15 protein-coding genes and 9 tRNA genes are annotated in these 20,742 nt (G+C 45.3%); 22 read left to right on the top strand and 2 right to left on the bottom strand.

Going from position 1 to position 20,742, the window contains the following annotated elements:
• The first annotated feature begins 99 nt into the window (after positions 1–99).
• From alaS to luxS, 20 genes are all read left to right on the top strand, one after another.
• The gene (gene alaS / locus LYZ37_RS12740) at positions 100–2,682 is read left to right on the top strand and encodes an alanine--tRNA ligase (protein ID WP_272785716.1); all 2,583 of its coding nucleotides are present in this window, start codon (positions 100–102) and stop codon (positions 2,680–2,682) included.
• Positions 2,683–2,878: 196 nt separating this feature from the next.
• The gene (locus LYZ37_RS12735) at positions 2,879–4,066 is read left to right on the top strand and encodes an aspartate kinase (RefSeq protein ID WP_272785715.1); all 1,188 of its coding nucleotides are present in this window, start codon (positions 2,879–2,881) and stop codon (positions 4,064–4,066) included.
• Positions 4,067–4,158: 92 nt separating this feature from the next.
• Positions 4,159–4,356: a carbon storage regulator CsrA gene (csrA, locus tag LYZ37_RS12730; RefSeq protein ID WP_004415691.1), complete on the top strand. Its 198-nt coding sequence runs from the start codon at positions 4,159–4,161 to the stop codon at positions 4,354–4,356.
• Between the two features lie 183 nt (positions 4,357–4,539).
• Positions 4,540–4,632: transfer RNA gene (locus LYZ37_RS12725), tRNA-Ser, on the top strand.
• A 74-nt stretch (positions 4,633–4,706) separates the two neighbouring features.
• Positions 4,707–4,783, top strand: a tRNA-Arg gene (locus tag LYZ37_RS12720).
• A gap of 25 nt (positions 4,784–4,808) precedes the next feature.
• Positions 4,809–4,901, top strand: a tRNA-Ser gene (locus LYZ37_RS12715).
• A gap of 96 nt (positions 4,902–4,997) precedes the next feature.
• Positions 4,998–5,074: transfer RNA gene (locus LYZ37_RS12710), tRNA-Arg, on the top strand.
• A 64-nt stretch (positions 5,075–5,138) separates the two neighbouring features.
• Positions 5,139–5,215: transfer RNA gene (locus LYZ37_RS12705), tRNA-Arg, on the top strand.
• A 64-nt stretch (positions 5,216–5,279) separates the two neighbouring features.
• Positions 5,280–5,356, top strand: a tRNA-Arg gene (locus LYZ37_RS12700).
• Between the two features lie 64 nt (positions 5,357–5,420).
• Positions 5,421–5,497, top strand: a tRNA-Arg gene (locus LYZ37_RS12695).
• Between the two features lie 64 nt (positions 5,498–5,561).
• Positions 5,562–5,638, top strand: a tRNA-Arg gene (locus tag LYZ37_RS12690).
• A 449-nt stretch (positions 5,639–6,087) separates the two neighbouring features.
• Positions 6,088–6,345, top strand: coding sequence for an oxaloacetate decarboxylase subunit gamma (locus tag LYZ37_RS12685; RefSeq protein WP_272785714.1), 258 nt, complete (start codon positions 6,088–6,090; stop codon positions 6,343–6,345).
• Between the two features lie 31 nt (positions 6,346–6,376).
• Complete coding sequence (oadA, locus tag LYZ37_RS12680; protein ID WP_272785713.1) at positions 6,377–8,161, top strand: sodium-extruding oxaloacetate decarboxylase subunit alpha; 1,785 nt, start codon at positions 6,377–6,379, stop codon at positions 8,159–8,161.
• 9 nt (positions 8,162–8,170) lie between these two features.
• Positions 8,171–9,301 (top strand): sodium ion-translocating decarboxylase subunit beta, encoded by a 1,131-nt coding sequence (locus LYZ37_RS12675; protein ID WP_069667473.1) that lies wholly within the window; start codon positions 8,171–8,173, stop codon positions 9,299–9,301.
• A 122-nt stretch (positions 9,302–9,423) separates the two neighbouring features.
• Positions 9,424–10,374, top strand: a complete 951-nt coding sequence (locus LYZ37_RS12670; protein ID WP_272785712.1) for an NADP-dependent oxidoreductase — start codon at positions 9,424–9,426, stop codon at positions 10,372–10,374.
• On the top strand, positions 10,368–10,829 hold the full coding sequence (locus tag LYZ37_RS12665) for a YqaA family protein (RefSeq protein WP_272785711.1): 462 nt from the start codon (positions 10,368–10,370) through the stop codon (positions 10,827–10,829). Before LYZ37_RS12670 ends, LYZ37_RS12665 begins: the two co-directional genes overlap by 7 nt.
• A gap of 9 nt (positions 10,830–10,838) precedes the next feature.
• Positions 10,839–13,697: a M16 family metallopeptidase gene (locus LYZ37_RS12660; RefSeq protein ID WP_272785710.1), complete on the top strand. Its 2,859-nt coding sequence runs from the start codon at positions 10,839–10,841 to the stop codon at positions 13,695–13,697.
• Positions 13,698–13,805: 108 nt separating this feature from the next.
• The gene (gshA, locus tag LYZ37_RS12655; protein WP_272785709.1) at positions 13,806–15,374 is read left to right on the top strand and encodes a glutamate--cysteine ligase; all 1,569 of its coding nucleotides are present in this window, start codon (positions 13,806–13,808) and stop codon (positions 15,372–15,374) included.
• A 9-nt stretch (positions 15,375–15,383) separates the two neighbouring features.
• Positions 15,384–15,983 (top strand): transglycosylase SLT domain-containing protein, encoded by a 600-nt coding sequence (locus LYZ37_RS12650; protein ID WP_038197165.1) that lies wholly within the window; start codon positions 15,384–15,386, stop codon positions 15,981–15,983.
• Positions 15,984–16,007: 24 nt separating this feature from the next.
• Positions 16,008–16,526 carry an S-ribosylhomocysteine lyase gene (gene luxS, locus LYZ37_RS12645; protein WP_272785708.1) on the top strand — a complete coding sequence of 173 codons (519 nt, stop codon included), beginning with the start codon at positions 16,008–16,010 and terminating at the stop codon, positions 16,524–16,526.
• A 64-nt stretch (positions 16,527–16,590) separates the two neighbouring features.
• On the opposite strand, the gene LYZ37_RS12640 is transcribed toward luxS, so the two are convergent.
• Positions 16,591–17,067, bottom strand: a complete 477-nt coding sequence (locus tag LYZ37_RS12640) for an RDD family protein (protein ID WP_272785707.1) — start codon at positions 17,065–17,067, stop codon at positions 16,591–16,593.
• Between the two features lie 123 nt (positions 17,068–17,190).
• Positions 17,191–17,961 (bottom strand): substrate-binding periplasmic protein, encoded by a 771-nt coding sequence (locus tag LYZ37_RS12635; protein ID WP_272785706.1) that lies wholly within the window; start codon positions 17,959–17,961, stop codon positions 17,191–17,193.
• 257 nt (positions 17,962–18,218) lie between these two features.
• Between LYZ37_RS12635 and LYZ37_RS12630 the strand changes: the two genes are divergently transcribed.
• Positions 18,219–18,303 (top strand) — tRNA-Leu (locus LYZ37_RS12630).
• A 629-nt stretch (positions 18,304–18,932) separates the two neighbouring features.
• Positions 18,933–20,708 (top strand): methyl-accepting chemotaxis protein, encoded by a 1,776-nt coding sequence (locus tag LYZ37_RS12625; protein WP_272785705.1) that lies wholly within the window; start codon positions 18,933–18,935, stop codon positions 20,706–20,708.
• The last annotated feature ends 34 nt before the right edge of the window (positions 20,709–20,742 follow it).

Here is a 20,742-nt window from a genome sequence, read left to right as displayed (position 1 = left end):
ACATCAATCTGCTCTTTTCTGCGAGAAAACTAGTCGTAGCCTTAACCATGATCTACAATAGCGCAAAATTCTAACTCGACTATTTTCAGGAAGAGCTGCATGTACATGAGCACTGATGAGGTTCGTAACGCGTTCCTTAAGTTCTTTGAAAGCAAAGGACACCAAATCGTAGACAGTTCATCGTTGGTTCCGCATAACGATCCAACCCTGCTATTTACAAACGCAGGTATGAACCAATTTAAAGATTGCTTCTTAGGCGCCGAAAAGCGTGCCTACACACGAGCAACTACGGCTCAGCGTTGTGTACGTGCGGGTGGTAAACACAACGACCTAGAGAACGTTGGTTTCACAGCTCGTCACCACACTTTCTTCGAAATGCTCGGTAACTTCAGCTTTGGTGATTACTTCAAAGAAGACGCGATTGCGTTTGCTTGGGAGTTCCTGACTAAGACTCTTGGTCTACCAGAAGAGAAGCTACTGGTTACGGTATACGAAACAGATGACGAAGCATTCGAGATCTGGAACAAGAAAGTAGGCGTACCTGCTGACAAGATCGTGCGTATTGGCGACAAAGAAGGCGGTAAGAAGTTCGAGTCTGACAACTTCTGGACGATGGGTGATACAGGTCCTTGTGGTCCATGTACTGAAATCTTTTACGATCACGGTGAGCATATCTGGGGCGGTCGTCCTGGTACTCCAGAAGAAGACGGTGACCGTTTCATCGAGATCTGGAACAACGTATTCATGCAGTTTAACCGTCATGCAGATGGCACGATGGAGCCACTACCTAAGCCTGCTGTTGATACAGGTATGGGTATTGAGCGTATTTCTGCAATCATGCAAGGCGTTCACTCAAACTACGAAATCGATGTATTCCAAAAGCTAATTAAAGCGACGGCTGAGGTTGTCGGTCACGACGATCTATCAAACCAGTCTCTACGCGTTATTGCTGACCACATCCGTTCTTGTTCATTCCTAATCGCTGACGGCGTTATGCCTTCAAACGAAGGTCGTGGTTACGTCCTACGTCGCATTATTCGTCGTGCGGTTCGTCACGGTAACAAGTTGGGTGCGCAAGGCGTATTCTTCCACAAACTTGTTGGTGTACTAGCTGAAGTGATGGGTAGCGCTGCAGAAGAACTGAAGAAACAGCAAGAGCTTGTTGAGAAAGTACTTCGCATCGAAGAAGAGAACTTTGGTCGCACACTAGAGCGCGGCATGGTGATTCTTAATGAAGCACTAGACGCACTTGAAGGCAAAGAGCTAGACGGTGAAACAGTCTTCAAGCTTTACGATACTTACGGTTTCCCTGCTGACTTAACTAACGATGTAGCTCGCGAGCGTGACTTTACAATTGACGAAGCGGGTTTTGAGAAAGCGATGGAAGAGCAGCGTCAACGTGCTCGCGAAGCAGGCCAGTTTGGTACTGACTACAACGCAACAATCAAAACGGAAGCAGAGTCTGAGTTCTGTGGCTACACAGGTACCGAAGGTAAGAGTAATGTTGCTGAAATCTTCGTTGAGGGTGAAGTAGTAGAGTCTCTATCAGCAGGCGACAAAGCGATCATCATCCTTGGTGAAACGCCATTCTACGCTGAGTCAGGCGGTCAATGTGGTGACGCTGGTGTGCTGAAGACTGAATCTGGTCTGTTTAAAGTTGAAGATACTCAGAAGTTAGGTAACGCAATTGCGCACCACGGTGTTCTTGCGGAAGGCGTTCTAGCGAAGGGTGATGAAGTAGAAGCGACTGTTGATGCTGAGCGTCGTGCATCGATTTCTCTTAACCACTCTGCGACTCACCTATTACACGCAGCGCTACGTTCAGTACTTGGTGAACACGTTACGCAGAAAGGCTCACTTGTTAAACCTGAAAACCTACGTTTTGACTTCTCACACCTAGAAGCGGTAACGCCAGCAGAGCTAAAAGAAGTTGAGCGCCTAGTGAATGCTCAAGTTCGTCGTAACCACGTTATTGAAACTAACGTAATGGACATCGAGTCAGCGAAGCAGAAAGGTGCAATGGCACTATTCGGCGAAAAGTATGATGATGAGGTTCGCGTTCTCTCAATGGGTGAGTTCTCTACCGAGCTTTGTGGTGGTATCCACGCATCAAAAACGGGGGATATTGGCCTATTCAAGATCACTTCTGAAGGTGGTATCGCAGCAGGTATTCGCCGTATCGAAGCTGTAACAGGTGAAGCGGCACTAGACGCGATCGAAGCTCAACAAGCTAAGTTCGAAGAGAAACTTGCAGAGTCAGCATCGAAAGCAAAATCTCTAGAGAAAGAGATTCAGAAGCTTAAAGACAAGATGGCAGCAGCTGAAAGTGCCAACATCATGGCGAAAGCTCAAGAGATCAACGGCGTTAAAGTACTTATCGCAGGTATGGAAGGAGCGGATCCTAAGAACCTTCGTACTATGGTCGACAATGCTAAGAACCAAATGGGCAGCGGCGTTGTAATGATTGCCAACGTTAACGGCGACAAGATTGGTTTAATCGCTGGTGTGACTAAAGATCTTATCGGCAAAGTAAAAGCCGGTGAGCTAGTGAAGATGGTTGCTGAGCAAGTTGGTGGTAAAGGTGGCGGTCGTCCTGATATGGCTCAAGCGGGTGGTACGGACGTTGCTGCTCTGCCTGAAGCAATGAAGACAGTTCAGCCATGGCTAGAAGAACGTCTTTAATTAAAAATTAAACGATTCTTACGCTCAATCAGTTATTTGATTGAGCGTAATTTTTTTCTGACAACCAAGTGCTTTAATTGGTGCTCACTATGAACATCAAGTAAGTCACTTGGTTTTTGTTATAACTACTGCAAGCAATATTCAACATGTTGAGTGTGGTTCGAATGAGACTTTGGTCTTGGGAAGGTGAAGACTGGTGAAAAAGCCCCTTATCGTGCAAAAGTTTGGTGGAACTTCTGTGGGTTCAATAGAAAGAATTCATAAGGTCGCTGAACACATCATAAAGGCGAAAAATGATGGTAATCAAGTTGTCGTAGTCGTATCGGCAATGTCTGGTGAAACAAACAGATTGATGGACTTGGCTAAACAGGTAGACAGTGTGCCTACCGCGAGAGAACTTGATGTTTTGCTCTCTGCTGGTGAACAGGTGTCGATGGCACTGCTTGCAATGGCTCTAAATAAACTAGGCTATGCAGCACGTTCACTTACCGGAGCACAAGCGTGTATTGTGACTGACAATCAGCACAATGACGCAACGATTAAACAAATTGACACGACCGCGATAACTCAACTCCTTGAACAGGACCAAGTTGTAATCGTCGCCGGTTTTCAAGGTGTTAATGATAACGGGGATATCACAACTCTTGGTCGAGGTGGCTCAGATACCAGTGCGGTAACACTTGCTGGAGCGCTTGAAGCGGATGAGTGCCAGATTTTTACTGACGTTGACGGTATTTATACTTGCGATCCGCGCGTGGTCGCCAATGCTCAAAAATTAGATGTCATCGATTTCCCTTCGATGGAGGAGATGGCTCGTAAAGGGGCTAAAGTTCTGCATCTACCTTCAGTCCAGTATGCATGGAAACACAATGTACCTTTGCGGGTATTATCAACATTCGATGTCAACGCTGGCAGCTTGGTCAAAGGTGAAGAGTGCCAGTCTGCGGTGTGTGGCGTCGCCATTCAACGCGATATGTGTTTGATCAGAATTGAAAAAGATGCCTTAGCTAGTATGAAAAAGCAGTGTCAGATGTTAGGCGTCACAATTTGGAATGTGATCGAGCATGCAGAATGGATAGGTGTAGTGATAAAACACGACGCTTATGCAAAACTGGAACTGGTTTTCGGTGACAAAATCCGTAATAGTGAGTCAGTAAGCTTACTAACAGCAGTTGGTCTACATGTCGAAGGACTGGTTGAAAGATCTTACGCGTTGTTGACGGAGCAGGGGATTAAGGTTGAGCACTACACAGTCAATCCACAATCTTTGATGCTTGTCCTGTTACCAGAATGTGTCGACAAAGCGGCTAACATACTGCATGATGCTTACATAACTTCTGCGGAGGCAGTCGACTGCCGACAAAAACATGCCTTTTTAGGCTAGATTCGAGCCACAATAGAGTTTACGAAAATATAACTTTTGTTGGATAATAGCCGCGTAGCAAGATAAATCAGAGATTACTCAAGGAGCACAGAATGCTAATTTTAACTCGCCGCGTTGGCGAAACTCTCATGATCGGTGATGAAGTAACAGTAACTGTACTAGGTGTTAAAGGTAACCAAGTACGTATCGGTGTAAATGCACCGAAAGAAGTGTCTGTTCACCGTGAAGAAATCTACATGCGCATTCAGGCAGAAAAAGGTAATGGTAACGTTGCATCAGGCAACTACTAATTACACGAAGAGGCTGACATTTTGTCAGCCTTTTTTGTGCGACAAAGGCAACTAAACATAGGAAAAAGAGCGAATTAACATCGCTTTGATTAAATAGCCAACGGTTGAATGACTTTTTGCTATTTTTGCCAAGAAAATGTTTGACATATTTTTGGTAAATCGTAATATGTGCCTCCGCAAGACGGTGAGGTGGCCGAGAGGCTGAAGGCGCTCCCCTGCTAAGGGAGTATACGGTTTGTAGCCGTATCGAGGGTTCGAATCCCTCCCTCACCGCCATTCTTGCTTCTTCCTCGGAAGAATTGTTCTTCGGAACAGCTTTAAAACAACTTTCTTTAGCAAGAAAGCATAGCGCGTCCTTAGCTCAGCTGGATAGAGTACCTGGCTACGAACCAGGCGGTCGGAGGTTCGAATCCTCCAGGACGCGCCATAATTTCCTTACCAGGGAATAAAACGGTGAGGTGGCCGAGAGGCTGAAGGCGCTCCCCTGCTAAGGGAGTATACGGTTTGTAGCCGTATCGAGGGTTCGAATCCCTCCCTCACCGCCATTAATTGGCTTATGGCCAATTTTTTTGTTTTAAAGCCCTGTTGTTTCAAAGAACTAGTGTGATATACTTCACATCTCTTGTTTTAGAGAACATTGCGCGTCCTTAGCTCAGCTGGATAGAGTACCTGGCTACGAACCAGGCGGTCGGAGGTTCGAATCCTCCAGGACGCGCCACTCTTTAGGGTTTCTTTTTACCAAAGCAATCCTGATATTGACCTAGAGTCGATATCAAAACTGCGCGTCCTTAGCTCAGCTGGATAGAGTACCTGGCTACGAACCAGGCGGTCGGAGGTTCGAATCCTCCAGGACGCGCCACTCTTTAGGGTTTCTTTTTATCAAAGTCATCCTGATATTGACCTAGAGTTGATATCAAAACTGCGCGTCCTTAGCTCAGCTGGATAGAGTACCTGGCTACGAACCAGGCGGTCGGAGGTTCGAATCCTCCAGGACGCGCCACTCTTTAGGGTTTCTTTTTATCAAAGTCATCCTGATATTGATCTAGAGTCGATATCAAAACTGCGCGTCCTTAGCTCAGCTGGATAGAGTACCTGGCTACGAACCAGGCGGTCGGAGGTTCGAATCCTCCAGGACGCGCCACTCTTTAGGGTTTCTTTTTATCAAAGTCATCCTGATATTGACCTTGAGTTGATATCAAAACTGTGCGTCCTTAGCTCAGCTGGATAGAGTACCTGGCTACGAACCAGGCGGTCGGAGGTTCGAATCCTCCAGGACGCGCCACTTATTTTAAAGCCCTGCTAGAAATAGCAGGGCTTTTTTGTTAACACTCTTGCAACATTATTGAAACAATGAATTTACAAGTTATTGTTTCTACGACTCTTTTCCTATTTCTTTTAAGCCTATCGCAGTAATGCACCATGTTTTGGCATAACGTCATAAAACACGCAGTTATTTATGCTTATATGAAGATGTATTGCAGATTTATGTGATTTGTGTGACGAATAATTCCCTAGATTTGTGCAATATCCTCAATAGCACCTTAAACAAAATTGACAAAGTTTAACCAATCGAGATAATCCTAGACCTCTTGTCAGGATTTTACTGCATGTTCTGGCAACAAGAGTGCTAGCAAGATGCTGGCTAAATTTAGCGTTGAGCGATGATAAAACACGATGTTTTTAGCGATATACCTAATGCTGTTGTCAGGATGACAAAGAAAGGATGCAAAAATGGATAATATTGGAAGCCTGCTATTAGATGCTGCAACCCTGATGCTTACAGGGATGGCTGTAGTATTTATATTCCTCACTATTCTCGTCTATCTCGTTCGGTTGATGTCAAAACTGGTACCACAAGAAGTACCTGAGCCGATCGTGACACCTATTCAAAATAACAAAGTTCAATCACCATCTTCTGCTGTTAGCCCGAAGGTAGTTGCGGCGATCTCCGCAGCGGTACATCAGTATCGTACCTCTACCGCTAAGTAGCATTTGACAGGATTAAAAGGAGTTAATGAGCATGTCTAAACCACTAGCTTTAACGGACGTGGTCCTTCGTGACGCCCATCAATCGCTGTTTGCGACTCGTATGCGTCTAGAGGATATGTTACCTATCGCAGAGGAACTGGATAAAGTCGGTTACTGGTCTCTAGAAACATGGGGCGGTGCGACGTTTGATGCCTGTATTCGATTCTTAGGGGAAGACCCTTGGGAGCGTTTGCGTGCATTGAAAAAAGCGATGCCAAATACACCAATGCAAATGCTGCTGCGCGGCCAGAACTTACTGGGTTACCGCCACTACGCAGATGATGTGGTCGAAAAATTTGTTGAACGCGCCCATGCCAATGGTATGGATGTCTTCCGTATCTTCGATGCGATGAACGACGTGCGCAACTTTGAGAAGGCAGTAAAAGCAGCGGTCGATGTCGGCGCGCATGCTCAAGGTACGCTTTCTTATACTACTAGCCCAGTACACAATACAGATACTTGGGTGGATCTTGCTAAACGTCTTGAAGACCTTGGCTGTCACTCATTGTGTATCAAAGATATGTCAGGGTTGCTTAAGCCATATGAAGCGGAAGAGTTAATTACTCGCATCAAATCTTCTACTGATATTCCTTTAGCGCTTCATTGTCATGCAACAACGGGTCTATCAACAGCGACTGCTGTAAAAGCGGTAGAAGCTGGAGTCGATATCCTTGATACCGCTATCTCATCAATGAGCTGTACTTATGGTCATACACCAACAGAGACAGTGGTCGCTATGCTGCAAGGCACTGAGCGTGACACCAACCTTAAGCTCGATCAAATCGAGCCGATTGCTGCTTACTTCCGTGATGTTCGTAAGAAGTATGCCAAGTTTGAAGGTCAACTTAAGGGTGTTGACTCTCGTATCCTGATTGCTCAAGTGCCAGGTGGCATGTTGACCAATATGGAAGGTCAGCTCAAAGAGCAGGGCGCAGCTGATAAGCTCGATGAAGTTCTCGAAGAGATCCCACGCGTACGTCAGGATCTTGGCTATATTCCGCTCGTGACTCCAACCTCTCAAATCGTCGGTACCCAAGCGGTGATCAACGTACTGACGGGTGAACGCTATAAGAGCATTACCAAAGAAACTGCGGGTTTGCTGAAAGGTGAGTACGGTGCAGCGCCAGCAGAAGTGAATGCAGAGCTGCAAGCCAAAGTACTGGAAGGCGCAGAGCCGATTACTTGTCGCCCGGCTGATTTGCTTGAGTCAGAGATGAACTCGTTGACTGAAGAGCTGCTGACTAAAGCGAAACAAGATGGCATCTCTCTCGCAGAAGACACGGTTGATGACGTGTTGACCTACGCGCTCTTCCCACAAGTAGGTCTGAAATTCCTTAAGAACCGCCGTAACCCAGAAGCCTTTGAACCAGCGCCATGGCTAGAAGAATCGCCTGCTGCTCCTCAAGCTCAGCCTGCTCAAGGTGGCATCGAAACTTACAGCGTTAAAGTTGATGGTCAGGTCTACGATGTTGAAGTTGGCCCACAGGGTCAGTTAACTTCGGTTGCTCCTTCAGCCGCAGCTCCGCAACAAGCGGCAGCGCCTGCAGCTGCGCCAACGGGTAACTCGGAAACGGTGCCTGCTCCTCTTGCCGGTAACATCTTTAAGGTCCATGTCCAAAGTGGTGCGCAAGTGGCTGAAGGAGACGTGTTACTGATCCTTGAAGCGATGAAGATGGAAACGGAAGTGCGCGCAGCGCGTGGTGGTATCATTCAAGATCTGCATGTCAAAGAGGGTGACTCTGTGACCGTTGGCGCTCCGCTACTGAGCTTAGCGTAAGGGAGTACCATGGAAGGATTAATGATCTTATGGTCAGAAACAGGCATCGCTAACTTTGAGTTTGGCCAGATCTGTATGATCTTGGTTGGTTGTGCTCTGCTGTTTTTGGCTATTCGTAAAGGCTTCGAGCCACTACTTCTGCTGCCCATTGGTTTTGGTGCTATTTTAGCCAATATTCCTAATGCGGGTTTTACCGATGAAGGCGGCTTGCTTTACTACGTCTACTACGTGGGGATCGAGTCAGGGATCTTCCCGCTATTGATCTTTATGGGTGTAGGTGCAATGACCGATTTCGGTGCTTTGATCGCTAACCCAAAAACGCTTTGGTTAGGTGCCGCAGCGCAGTTTGGTATTTTCGCCACCCTATTCGGTGCGATCTTGCTTAACTATGTGCCGGGCATGGAGTTTAGCATGCCAGATGCGGCTTCAATCGCCATCATTGGTGGTGCAGACGGACCAACTGCTATCTTCTTGGCGAGCCAATTGTCACCGGATCTTTTGGGTGCGATAGCTGTTGCTGCATACAGCTACATGGCATTGGTGCCAATCATCCAGCCACCAATTATGAAGGCGTTAACATCTCCAGAAGAGCGTAAGATTCAGATGGCGCAGCTGCGTCACGTGGGTAAAGCTGAGAAGATTCTGTTCCCACTCGCGGTATTGCTGATGACGATTCTGTTCTTGCCAGCGGCAACTCCTCTGGTTGGTATGTTCTGTCTTGGTAACTTGATGCGTGAAGCTGGTGTGGTCGATCGTTTATCAAAAACAGCGCAGAACGAGTTGATCAATATCGTAACCATCTTCCTTGGTCTAGGTGTTGGTTCTAAACTTCAAGCAGAAGAGTTCCTTAACGTCGAGACGTTAGGTATTTTGGCTTTAGGTGCGGTAGCGTTCAGTATTGGTACTGCTGGCGGTGTACTTATGGCTAAGCTACTGAACAAGTTCTCTAAAGAGGATATTAACCCTCTTATTGGTGCAGCGGGGGTCTCTGCGGTACCAATGGCGGCGCGAGTGGTGAATAAAGTCGGCTTGGATTCCAACCCGCAAAACTTCCTACTGATGCACGCAATGGGCCCTAACGTAGCAGGTGTACTTGGTTCTGCTGTTGCCGCGGGTATCCTGCTAGCACTGGTTGGTTAATCGCCTTTAGCGTTAGTAATTGGTTAATTTGAGAGCAAGTGGTTAACTTGCTGCCAATAAATGGTATATATTCAAAGGGATGCTTTCGCATTCCTTTTTTGTACCGATAGGGAAATGAAGAAATGGAAAACAAACAAATCGCAATCTCTCAATTTGGTGACCCAGACGTTCTCGTTACTCAGACCTCACCGATCCCAAAGCCACAAGCAGGTGAAGTACTGGTTAAAGTACATTTTTCTGGCGTAAACCCTATCGACGTGAAAACACGAGCTGGGCTAGGCTGGGCCGCGTCTGAAAACAAAGATAACTTGCCTTGGGTTCCGGGTTATGACATCTCTGGTCAAATAGCCTCTTTGGGCGAAAACAGTGAGCGATTCTCCGTGGGTGATAATGTCGCGGGTTTTGTTGGCTTTCCTCTTACTGGTGGTGGCTATAGCCAATATATTTGTGTGCCTGAGAGCGCACTTAGCCTAGTGCCTGATTCTGTCACTTTAGAAGCGGCGGCAGCTTTACCTTTGGCTGGTCAAACAGCGGTTCAAGCCTTGGATAAGGCAGGTGTACATGAGGGGGATCGAGTACTGATTTTAGCTGGGGCAGGTGGCGTTGGTCATATTGCGATCCAAGTCGCTGTGGCGGCAAAAGCGGAGGTGTTTACCACCTGTAGTGAAGCTAACTTAGATTATATGGCGACATTAGGTGCCCATGCCGTCAACTACCAATTTGCACCTGTTTCAGAGCGTGTAGAGGAAGCCGATGTATTGATCGATCTGGTTGGTGGTGATGCAGCGCTTGATGCACTGAAATGCCTAAAAGATGGTGCTAAAGTCGTGACAGTTCCAACACTTACCGCCGAGCTTATCTGTGAGAAAGCGAAACTACTTGGCTTTGAAGCAACAGGTATGCTGGTTGATCCAAACCCAGAGCAACTCGATGCCTTATTGTATATGGTCAGCGTTGGCTTAGTGAAAACAGAGATCCAACAGGTTTATCCAATGATTGAAGTGGTCGAAGCGCATAAACAGATCGAAACAGGGCACACGAGAGGCAAGGTTTTACTTGATATGCAATGCTAGAAGCGTTTAACAGCGCTTTTGAATCTTTCGCACTTTGGTTTTCTGACTCGGCACTGTGGGTTCTGTTTTTAAGCGGCTTCCTCAGTGCCACTTTATTGCCTGGTGGTTCAGAAGCTGGCTTGATTGCCACATTAAGTCTCAATCAGTTTTCAACTCCCCTAATCATTCTTGTCGCTACTTTAGGTAATACGCTCGGTGGCTTGACCAACTTTTGGTTAGGTTTATGGTTACCAAACCGAACTCAAAATGAAAAACATGGTCATAAAGCTTTATTATGGCTCAATAAATACGGCTATTGGTCGCTTCTTTTTAGTTGGTTACCGATAATCGGTGACCCTTTATGTTTAGCCGCAGGTTGGCTTCGAATGCACTTTTGGCCATGTTTCTGGCTTATATTGATTGGCAAAGCGCTGCGATACTCATTACTTGCAGCAATTTTTTACGGATTTTTCTAAGGGGATGTCATGAGAAAGATTTGGCTTGGTGCTATTTCTCTTGTCGCACTTTATGGTTGTAGCTCCAACAACCTCTCTTCTGTTTCATTTTTATCTTCATTGCCACAAGGCGTTACTCTCGTTGAAGAAGTACCTGCTCAACCTGGTAAGGCAACAATCCCATACTCAAAATATCAGCTAGATAATGGTCTGACGGTGATCCTATCACCAGACAATTCCGATCCACTTGTTCACCTTGACGTGACTTATCATGTTGGCTCGGCGCGTGAAGAGATTGGTAAATCAGGCTTTGCTCACTTTTTTGAGCACATGATGTTCCAAGGTAGTGAGAATGTTGGTGACCAACAGCACTTTAAGATCATTACCGAAGCAGGCGGAACGCTTAATGGGACGACGAACCGAGATCGCACTAACTACTTTGAAACTGTGCCATCGAATCAGCTAGAGAAAATGCTCTGGCTTGAGTCTGATCGAATGGGCTTTTTGCTTGATGCTGTCTCACAACGTAAGTTTGAAATTCAGCGCGATACGGTTAAAAACGAACGTGCACAGAACTATGACAACCGCCCTTATGGATTGATGTGGGAGCGAATGGGTGAAGCCATGTATCCAGAAGGCCACCCATACTCTTGGCAAACTATTGGATATGTTGAAGATCTCGATAGGGTCGATGTGAATGACCTTAAAGCCTTCTTTCTTCGTTGGTATGGACCAAACAACGCGGTACTGACCATAGGCGGTGACATTGACGTTGAGCAGACCTTAGAGTGGGTAAACAAATATTTTGGTTCTATTCCTGCCGGGCCTGAAGTTGAGCGCGCACCTAAGCAGCCTGCCAAGCTGAGCGAAGATCGTTACATCACATTAGAAGATCGTATTCAACAACCGATGTTGATGATTGGTTGGCCAACCAAATACAACGGGGCTGAAGAGCAGGCGTCAATCAATGCTTTGGCTAACGTGTTAGGTAGTGGGGCAAACAGTCTGCTTTATCAAAAGCTAGTAAAGACCCAAAAAGCTGTAGATGCTGGGGCTTTCCAAGATTGTGCAGAGCTGGCTTGTACTTTCTATGTATATGCGATGGCACCATCTGGAGAAAAAGGAGCGCTCAAGCCGCTTTATAACGAGTTGATGCAGACCTTAAATGAATTTGAAGCGAAAGGTGTCGATGATGCACGATTAGAGCAGATTACCGGTATGGCGGAAGCTAACGCAGTATTTGCACTGCAAAGCGTTCGTGGCAAGGTAACTCAACTTGCTTCCAACGAAACCTTCTTCGATACGCCTGATCGGATTCAAACCCAACTAGAGCAAATCCGAGCGGTGACACCAGAGTCTGTCATGGCAGCATACAAAACTTATGTTAACGGTCACCATAAAGTGGCACTCAGTGTCGTTCCGCGTGGAAAAACTGAATTAGCGGCTAAACCGGCTACCTTTGTTACGCCACCGAGAACTCTACCAGAGTATCAAAAAGTGACCGAAGAGCAGTTAGCTTATCGTCGTGCGACAGATACCTTTGACCGCTCAGTGATGCCTGAAGTCGCTCAAGGGGTGAAAGCTCAAATGCCAGAGTTGTATCACCTTTACTTCGACAATGGCGCTGAGCTACTTGGTACGGTCAGCTCCGAAACGCCAACCGTTCAATTGGATATTAGCTTCCCTGCCGGAGAGCGTTATGTGGTGAAAGGGAAAGAAGGGCTGGCGAATCTAACTGCTGCAATGATGCAAGAGGCGACACTCGACTCTAGCTTGGAAGAGCTGCAAGCTCGGTTAGATACCTTAGGTAGTACAGTTTCGATTGATGCGGGTAACTATACCACTGGCATTTCTGTTTCAAGTCTGGAAAAGAACCTTACCGAAACGCTAAAGATAGTCGAGGAAGTGTTATTCAAACCGGCTTTCCGTCAAGAGGACTTTGACCGCTTGAAGAAACAGATGTTAGAAGGTTTGGTTTATCAGCATCAAAAACCAAGTTGGATGGCTTCTCAGGCGACGCGACAAGTCCTTTTCGCTGGTTCGATTTATCAACGTTCCAATGATGGTACAGAAGCTTCTGTATCTAGCTTAACCTTAGATGATGTTAAAGAATTCTATAAACAGCATTACACGCCACAAGGTGCGCAAATTGTGGTGGTCGGCGACATCAATAAGCGCCAAGTGAAAAAAGAGCTGGCCTTTATCGACAACTGGCAAGGTGAATTTGCTCCCTTGTTAAGACCGCAATTGGTGAAACCACTCGATCAGCAGAAGATCTATCTCATCGATAAGCCGAGCGCTCCGCAAAGTGTGGTACGTATGGTTCGTCAAGGGTTACCGTTTGATGCGACAGGCGAAGTGTATTTAACTCAGTTAGCTAACTTCAACTTGGCGGGTAACTTCAATAGTCGTATTAACCAGAATTTGCGTGAAGATAAAGGCTACACTTATGGTGCAAGCGGTTATCTCGCAGCAAACCGAGAAGTCGGTGCGATAATTTTCTCAGCGCAAGTTCGTGCAGACTCAACGGTGCCCTCAATTGTCGAAATGCAAAAAGAGCTCGAAGAGTACAGTAAAAATGGCATGACCGATGATGAAATGAAATTTTTGCGCTTAGCAGTCGGTCAACAAGATGCGTTAAAGTATGAAACGCCTTCACAGAAAACAGGACTACTTAATAGTATTCTGGCGTACAGCTTAGATGAAGATTACCTAAAGCAGAGAAACGAGATCGTAGAAACCGTTAATAAGAAGACCTTAGATGGGCTAGCAAGCAAATGGTTTGCCCCTGATGAGTACCAGATTATTGTCGTTGGTGATGCGAAAACGTTAAAGCCTCAGCTAGAAAGTTTACAGATTCCGATAGAAGAGCTTGAAATCATCCGCTAGAGTACACATAACATAGTGCATAGCTAAAGGGTGATTTTGGTCACCCTTTATAATTTGTTTAGCCAGTTTGGTATCACAACCGAACTACAGATATAAGCGAACCTCATTTTGACTGAATTTGCTGCGCGACTGGAGCGAGTTGCACAAAACCAAGAAGTATTTAAGAGTTTTGGACGTGGTGTGGAGCGTGAGACGCTGCGATACCACCAAGATGGTCACCTCGCAACAACCCCTCATCCGGTGGAGCTAGGCTCGGCTTACGCCAATAACTGGATCACCACTGACTTTTCTGAGTCGCTGCTGGAGTTTATTACGCCTGTATCAAGCAACATTTCCACCCTAACTGCTCAGCTAGAGGACATTCATCACTTTACTCAAACTAAATTGGGTGAAGAGAAAATGTGGCCACTTTCTATGCCTTGTTACGTTGGCAGTGAAGATGACATCAATCTAGCGCAGTACGGTTCTTCTAACTCTGGAAAAATGAAAACCCTGTATCGAGAAGGTCTCAAGCATCGCTACGGCAGCTTGATGCAAATTATCTCTGGTGTTCATTTTAATTTTTCATTCCCTGAGTCTTTTTGGGATCAGTTGTTTGGTGAGCAAAGCGATGAAGACAGACAAGATAGCAAGTCTGAGGCTTATTTCGGTCTGATCCGAAACTACTACCGTTTCGGCTGGTTAATTCCTTACTTCTTTGGCGCTTCTCCGGCTCTGTGTGGTTCATTTATTCAAGGGCGTGAAACCAAATTACCATTTGAAAGTATTGGCGGCACGCTGTACCTACCTCATGCGACCTCATTACGCTTGAGCGATCTGGGTTACACCAACAGTGCGCAAAGTGCCCTCAAGATTGGCTTCAATAGCCTCGACGAATATTTGGAAGGGTTGAACAAAGCGATTCGTACCCCGTCGCCAGAGTTTGCGGAAATCGGCGTTAAGGTTGAAGGTGAGTATCGTCAGCTTAATAGCAATGTACTCCAGATCGAAAATGAGCTTTATGCACCAATTCGTCCTAAGCGTGTGGCTAAGTCAGGCGAAAAACCATCAGAAGCGTTAGCTCGTGGTGGTGTGGAATATATCGAAGTTCGCTCTCTTGATGTAAACCCATATAGCTCAATTGGTATCAATGAGGATCAAGTTCGCTTCTTAGATCTATTTTTAACATGGGCAGCGTTAACAGAATCAGAGCCGATGGATCACTGCGAACAGGCTTGCTGGCGCGAGAACTGGAATAAAGTGATCGTAGAAGGCCGTAAACATGGCTTAGAGCTGCAAATCGGTTGTAAAGGTGAGATTCTAACGCTACAAGATTGGGCAAAACGTGTGTTTGTGGAGTTGGCCCAAATCGCTGAGAAAATGGATGCGGCGAATGGTGGTAACGAATATCAGGCGGTTTGTTATAAACTGCTTTCGTGGATTGATAATCCAGAGCAAACTATTTCTGGTCAGTTACTTGAAGATACCAAGCGCTTTGGTGGTTTAGGTAAAGTTGGCTGTGAATTTGGTAAAGAGTACCGTCAGCAGCATCTAGGGCATCAGTATCGTCTCTATAGTGAGTCTGAGATGGAGCAAGAAGTAGAGCGTTCTCGTGTTGCCCAGACAGAAGTAGAAGCGGCAGACAAACAGAGCTTTGATGAGTTCCTCGAAGAGTATTTCGCTTACTTAAAAGCTTAAGGTAGCAAAGTGATAAGGACGTTAGTTGTCATCCTTAGTTTGGTGGTGTTAGGTGGTTGTGCCACTGCGCCACCAAAAAATCAGACCAACCTGTGCGAAATATTTCGTGAAAAACCAGATTGGTATGATGATGCGCTAGACATGCAAGAAGAGTGGGGAACCCCTATTCAGGTCGCCATGGCGTTTATCAAGCAAGAAAGCAGCTATCGCCATGATGCCAGACCGCCGAAAGACTATATTCTAGGCATCATTCCTTGGGGCCGTGTGAGCAGTGCTTATGGTTATGCGCAGGCTCAAGACCCTGCATGGGAAGATTTTCAGAAGGCGACCAATCATGGTGGTTCGAGAACCGATTTTTCAGACGCAATGATGTTCGTTGGTTGGTATACGGATGCCACCCAAAAGCAGTTGGGCGTATCTAAGTGGGATGCTTACAATCAGTATCTCGCTTATCATGAAGGGCGGGGAGGCTTTAAAAGAAAAAGCTACCAAAGTAAGCCCTCATTGGTGAAAGTTGCTCGTAAAGTGGAGCAGCAAGCAAAGGATTATGGTTGGCAGCTTAAGCAGTGCCGACAAGAATTAGAAGATAACAGAAGCTGGTTCTTTTAAGAGCAGTAAACATGGAGAAGTATAATGCCGTTACTAGATAGTTTTACCGTAGACCACACACGTATGAATGCACCTGCCGTTCGTGTGGCAAAGACCATGACGACACCAAAAGGTGACACCATTACGGTGTTTGATCTACGCTTTACCGCACCAAATAAAGATATCCTGTCAGAAAGAGGTATTCACACTCTAGAGCACCTTTACGCGGGCTTTATGCGTAATCACTTGAATGGTGATGCTGTAGAAATTATCGATATTTCTCCAATGGGCTGTCGTACAGGTTTTTACATGAGCCTGATTGGTACGCCGCAAGAGCAGCAAGTTGCCGATGCTTGGCTATCTGCAATGCAAGATGTGTTAAAAGTTGAAAGCCAGAACAAAATCCCAGAGCTGAATGAGTACCAATGTGGTACGGCGGCTATGCACTCGCTAGATGAAGCGAAACAGATTGCTGAAGCTATTCTTGCTGCCGGAGTTTCAGTTAACAGAAATGATGAGCTAGCGCTGCCTGAAGAGATGCTAAAAGAGCTTAAAATAGACTAGCGATCGATTTAAAGCGAAAGGGAAAGCGTTTAGCTTTCCCTTTTTGTATGTACTTAACCAGACGCTAGTTGGCTTTTGGTAGTACGACGACTTGGGTTTTGGCCCAAATATCGTGAAAACCGCGTTTTTTAGGGTCGATTGGTACAGTTAAATTCGCTAGGCCAAAACCGGAAGTGCCAATGCGAATCAGCGCCTGAGTCACAGTCACCGGAGAACCATCATTACTGCGCATGTGCAGTTTCCATGCTCGCATCCCCAACGTTTGGCCTGCGCGAGTCCAGAAAAAGACAAAGAAGTAGATCCAAACAAAGGCTAAGTAAGCAGTATAAACAGGGCTCCAAATTGGATGATTAGTTAGGAAATCACTGACATCCTCAAAACCACCAAGGCCAAATAGTCCCACTGCCATCAATGCATGTAAAATTGCGACGACAACACCCGCCGCCATCATTTCTACGGCAATGATAATTAATCCATCATATAACAGCGCACCAAGGCGGCGAAAAAGCCCTGCTGGTGGCAATGCCTCTGTTGCAGACATAACTCTCACTTACTTAAAACAAAATAAGCCGACAGAATATAGTGTCCCTAAAGCGCTGAAAAGAGAGTTTGCCCACAGACTTTTCAATTCGTGAAGTGAGAGCAATGGATAATCATCATAACATCAGTATTTGTCATTTTTCTCTGATACCACTTTATCTCTGATTTCACTGATGACTAGCCATATTTGATTCACTAAGTCCGGACTAGAATTAGCAAAACTCTGGTTAAAAATAAGGAAGTAATCTTTAGTCGTAATCGCGGGAAGAACTTGTTCGATTTCATCAGACCATGGTTTATCTCTAAGGTATTCTTGAGCGATGGTGTTTTGGATTGCAATGGCTTCTATTCTACGTGATCTGAGCATCGCAAAAAGCTGCTCTGTGGTTTTTGCTTCATGCACTTTGATATTATTTTGTTTTAGTTTACTCGTGATTGAAAATCCAAGATGTGCCGCGATGAAATTGTTTTCAAGTTTTGAGAAATTTGCACCGTCCCACTCAAGAGGTTGTCCTTTGAGCTTATAAAAATAGTATCCCAGTGTTGCGATACGCTTTTCACCATCTGGAAGTGCGCCTTTCATCGGGTATTGTGCGTATTGGGCTCTAGTCGGGTTGTAGGAAAATATAAATCCACCATCGACTTCACCGCTCTCGATGTACTCTAGTACTCTTTTCCCTGGTAATCGAAAGTACTTTATCTTTATGTTTAATTGCGCGGCGACTTGATTGAGGATATCTAAAGATAAACCAGGAGGCTCTGGAGTATAGTTGCCGTTACCAAGTTGATACGGATAAGACTCGATGTCGGAATAAGCAAGGGTTATCGTGGTAGCGGAAATGAAAGTAGAGTAGAGCAAACTAAAAACAAATAGTTGGGCATTCAACAATCTCATGAGTTACGCCTCTTGTGAGAATCATACTTAAGGTTACTGAGCTTTTCTCCTTTTACAGAAGCTCAATAACACTTACCTTCGGTCATATTGCTGTCCTAAAGAGACGCCTCAAAACACCTACAAACTCAACGAACAAGACAAAAATCGCAGAAACGTGGCGAAATTATCAGCAAACAACGGTTATCTAAGGTTTTTCTCCTTGCAGAGCTTAAATGCATACGTATAATGCGAAGCATCAAAGGACAAAGTCCTAAGATGCCGGTGTGGTGAAATTGGTATACACGACGGATTCAAAATCCGTTGCCTTCGGGCGTGGCGGTTCAAGTCCGCCCACCGGTACCATATTTAGAAAGCTCTGCTTTAGCAGGGCTTTCGTCGTTTTGGGGCTTATATCTACTGAGCAGCGTTGTTCAAGCACCCTTGTTGAACTATCGTTGCTGAATCTACTTTCCTTCGACCGACTTCTTGAGAGCTTTATAATTTTCTTCGGCTCTTTCGCAAACTAGCTAATTCCAAAGGGCTAGCCTATTTAACTCTAGTCCAACTAACGAAATACCGAAACAAAACAAGCTTTTTACCGCTCTGCTGGTCTGTCAAATATAGGGGTGACATTCCCACTATTGATGGAGTATTCAGGCTCATTGCAATCTACGGGGCCAAAAATTCAAACTCCCACACTATCTAGTGCTTAATAATCAATATTTACAATAACTTATCAGTATGTTGTTAGGTTTGTTAATAGTGTGATCAATATTAAAAGTTGAATGCAAATAGCGAGCATTACTTAATCATGGTGTTACATTCGTCTCATTTATAAAACAGTGGTAAATGATATGAATGTTCTGCATAGCTTTAAAGGAAGAATCATTGCCGTCGTTATACTATTACTGACGGTGTCTTTGACAGTATCCAGCTTCCTCTCTTATCGACAAATCTCTTCGTCCATCCATGAACGAGTGAATGAGTACTCGATGCTAAAAATTAGCACGACCAGTGACACAATTTTGACTTGGATAGATACCATTAAATCTGGCTTGGTGTCGAACGCACCTGACTTTGTTCCCGATTACAATGATGCCCAGATTCTGTTGATGATTAGGCAGATTGCTAATACATCTCCAGCATCTGACATACTAGTTGGCTATGAAGATGGACGTTCCTACGGTAATAACAGTGGTAAAAGGGATCTTACAAAATATGATCCAAGGGTTCGTGACTGGTACAAAAAGGCCAAGCAGAAAGGTTCGACAATTGTTACCGACATTTATAGTGATGCCTTAACGAAGAGCTTAATGGTGAGCGTCGCTGAACCTTTTTACTCACAAGGTCAATTGAAAGGAGTCCTGTTAGCTGATATTGAATTAGGTTTGCTTGATGAGCTAGTAAGGAAGGCACCATTCCCAGGGGCAATGATGGGATTGTATGATCAGACGAGTCTTACCATCGCATCGAATGGTGAAGTCGATGTACCAGGTGAAACTCAGTTGTATGATTTCTCTGACCTCAATCCTTTAACTGATGCTTTGTTGTCACAAAGTTCAGGTATGATGGATTACAGCTTAGGTGGTGTCGAAAAAGTTGCCTTCTTCCAGACTCTGCCACTAGATGATGGAGTTAGTTGGCACCTACTAGTTGGTGTTAACAAGTCTATTGCTTATGCAGAAGTTGATGAGGCACTTAAAACATCCCTCTATACTGCTCTGACTTTATTGGTCGTTTCTTTCGTCATTTTCTTTGCCATCCTAAGCTACGCATATAGACCAATACTCGCTCTGAAAAGTACCGTATTAGATCTCTCACAAGGCAACGGAGATTTAACTCGTCGCTTAGATGTGAATACTCAAGATGACTTGGGTCAGATCGCTCAGGCTGTGAATACTTTCATAGGCAACCTTCAAACAATGATGATAGAAGTGTCTCAATCTTCTAAACATATATCTGACAATATTGAATTGCTGAATGCTCAGACAGAAAGTAATGATCAAGTCCTGACTTCCCATGCGATGGAAACGACTCAAGTTGTCACTGCAATGAACGAGATGAGTTCGACTGCGGAAAGCGTGGCGCAAAGTGCTTCGCAGACAGCGGAATTTACCAAAGTGACTAACGACGAAGCCGAGCAGTCAAAGCTGGTGGTTGCAAGTGCAGTGCGCAGCGTGGCGGATTTGATTGAAGAAGTTGAGGCCATGGCTAACAGTATTCAATCAATGAACGAAGACTCTCAGAAGATTGGCTCTGTACTTACTGTTATTGGTGAAATCGCGGATCAGACTAACTTATTAGCGCTCAATGCTGCCATTGAAGCGGCAAGAGCAGGTGAGCAAGGACGTGGATTTGCAGTGGTTGCTGATGAAGTAAGAGCACTGGCGGCCAGAACTCAGCAAAGCACATCTGAGATCAATAACATGCTTGCCAACCTTAATGAAGGGACTAGAACGGTTGTTAAAGCGATGGATGAAACCAAGCAACGATGCCACAAAACTGCTGAAACCACAGAAAACGTGAATGAAAGCCTAGACTTGATGGTGAGCTCAATTGTACGTATCAATGATTTAGGCTTAGAGATCGCAACAGCTGCTGAACAGCAAAACTCTGTCACTGAAGAAGTAAGCCGAAATATGACCACAATCCAAGGGATGGTTGATGAACTGACGTCAAATAGTTCTCAAACGATGGCAAGCACTGTCGATTTAGCACAAAGTAATCAACAGTTATCAGCAATCGTTCGTAAATTTAAACTGCAATAATTAGATTTATATTTAGGTAAATAGGCTAAGCCCA

It is taken from the genome of Vibrio tubiashii (assembly GCF_028551255.1).
In the GTDB taxonomy this organism is placed as follows: Bacteria; Pseudomonadota; Gammaproteobacteria; order Enterobacterales; family Vibrionaceae; genus Vibrio; species Vibrio tubiashii_B.
The sequence above is the reverse complement of the archived record's forward strand: the minus strand, read 5'-3'. Positions and strand labels throughout refer to the sequence as shown.

Excerpts from the sequence above, each read along its gene's own strand:
- LYZ37_RS12665 (WP_272785711.1), top strand. The coding sequence starts at position 10,368 with ATGCTAGAAGCGTTTAACAGCGCTTTTGAATCTTTCGCACTTTGGTTT.
- luxS (WP_272785708.1), top strand. The coding sequence starts at position 16,008 with ATGCCGTTACTAGATAGTTTTACCGTAGACCACACACGTATGAATGCA.
- csrA (WP_004415691.1), top strand. The coding sequence starts at position 4,159 with ATGCTAATTTTAACTCGCCGCGTTGGCGAAACTCTCATGATCGGTGAT.
- oadA (WP_272785713.1), top strand. The coding sequence starts at position 6,377 with ATGTCTAAACCACTAGCTTTAACGGACGTGGTCCTTCGTGACGCCCAT.
- LYZ37_RS12675 (WP_069667473.1), top strand. The coding sequence starts at position 8,171 with ATGGAAGGATTAATGATCTTATGGTCAGAAACAGGCATCGCTAACTTT.
- LYZ37_RS12685 (WP_272785714.1), top strand. The coding sequence starts at position 6,088 with ATGGATAATATTGGAAGCCTGCTATTAGATGCTGCAACCCTGATGCTT.
- LYZ37_RS12640 (WP_272785707.1), bottom strand. The coding sequence starts at position 17,067 with ATGTCTGCAACAGAGGCATTGCCACCAGCAGGGCTTTTTCGCCGCCTT.
- LYZ37_RS12625 (WP_272785705.1), top strand. The coding sequence starts at position 18,933 with ATGCTAAAAATTAGCACGACCAGTGACACAATTTTGACTTGGATAGAT.
- LYZ37_RS12635 (WP_272785706.1), bottom strand. The coding sequence starts at position 17,961 with ATGAGATTGTTGAATGCCCAACTATTTGTTTTTAGTTTGCTCTACTCT.
- LYZ37_RS12670 (WP_272785712.1), top strand. The coding sequence starts at position 9,424 with ATGGAAAACAAACAAATCGCAATCTCTCAATTTGGTGACCCAGACGTT.
- alaS (WP_272785716.1), top strand. The coding sequence starts at position 100 with ATGTACATGAGCACTGATGAGGTTCGTAACGCGTTCCTTAAGTTCTTT.
- LYZ37_RS12660 (WP_272785710.1), top strand. The coding sequence starts at position 10,839 with ATGAGAAAGATTTGGCTTGGTGCTATTTCTCTTGTCGCACTTTATGGT.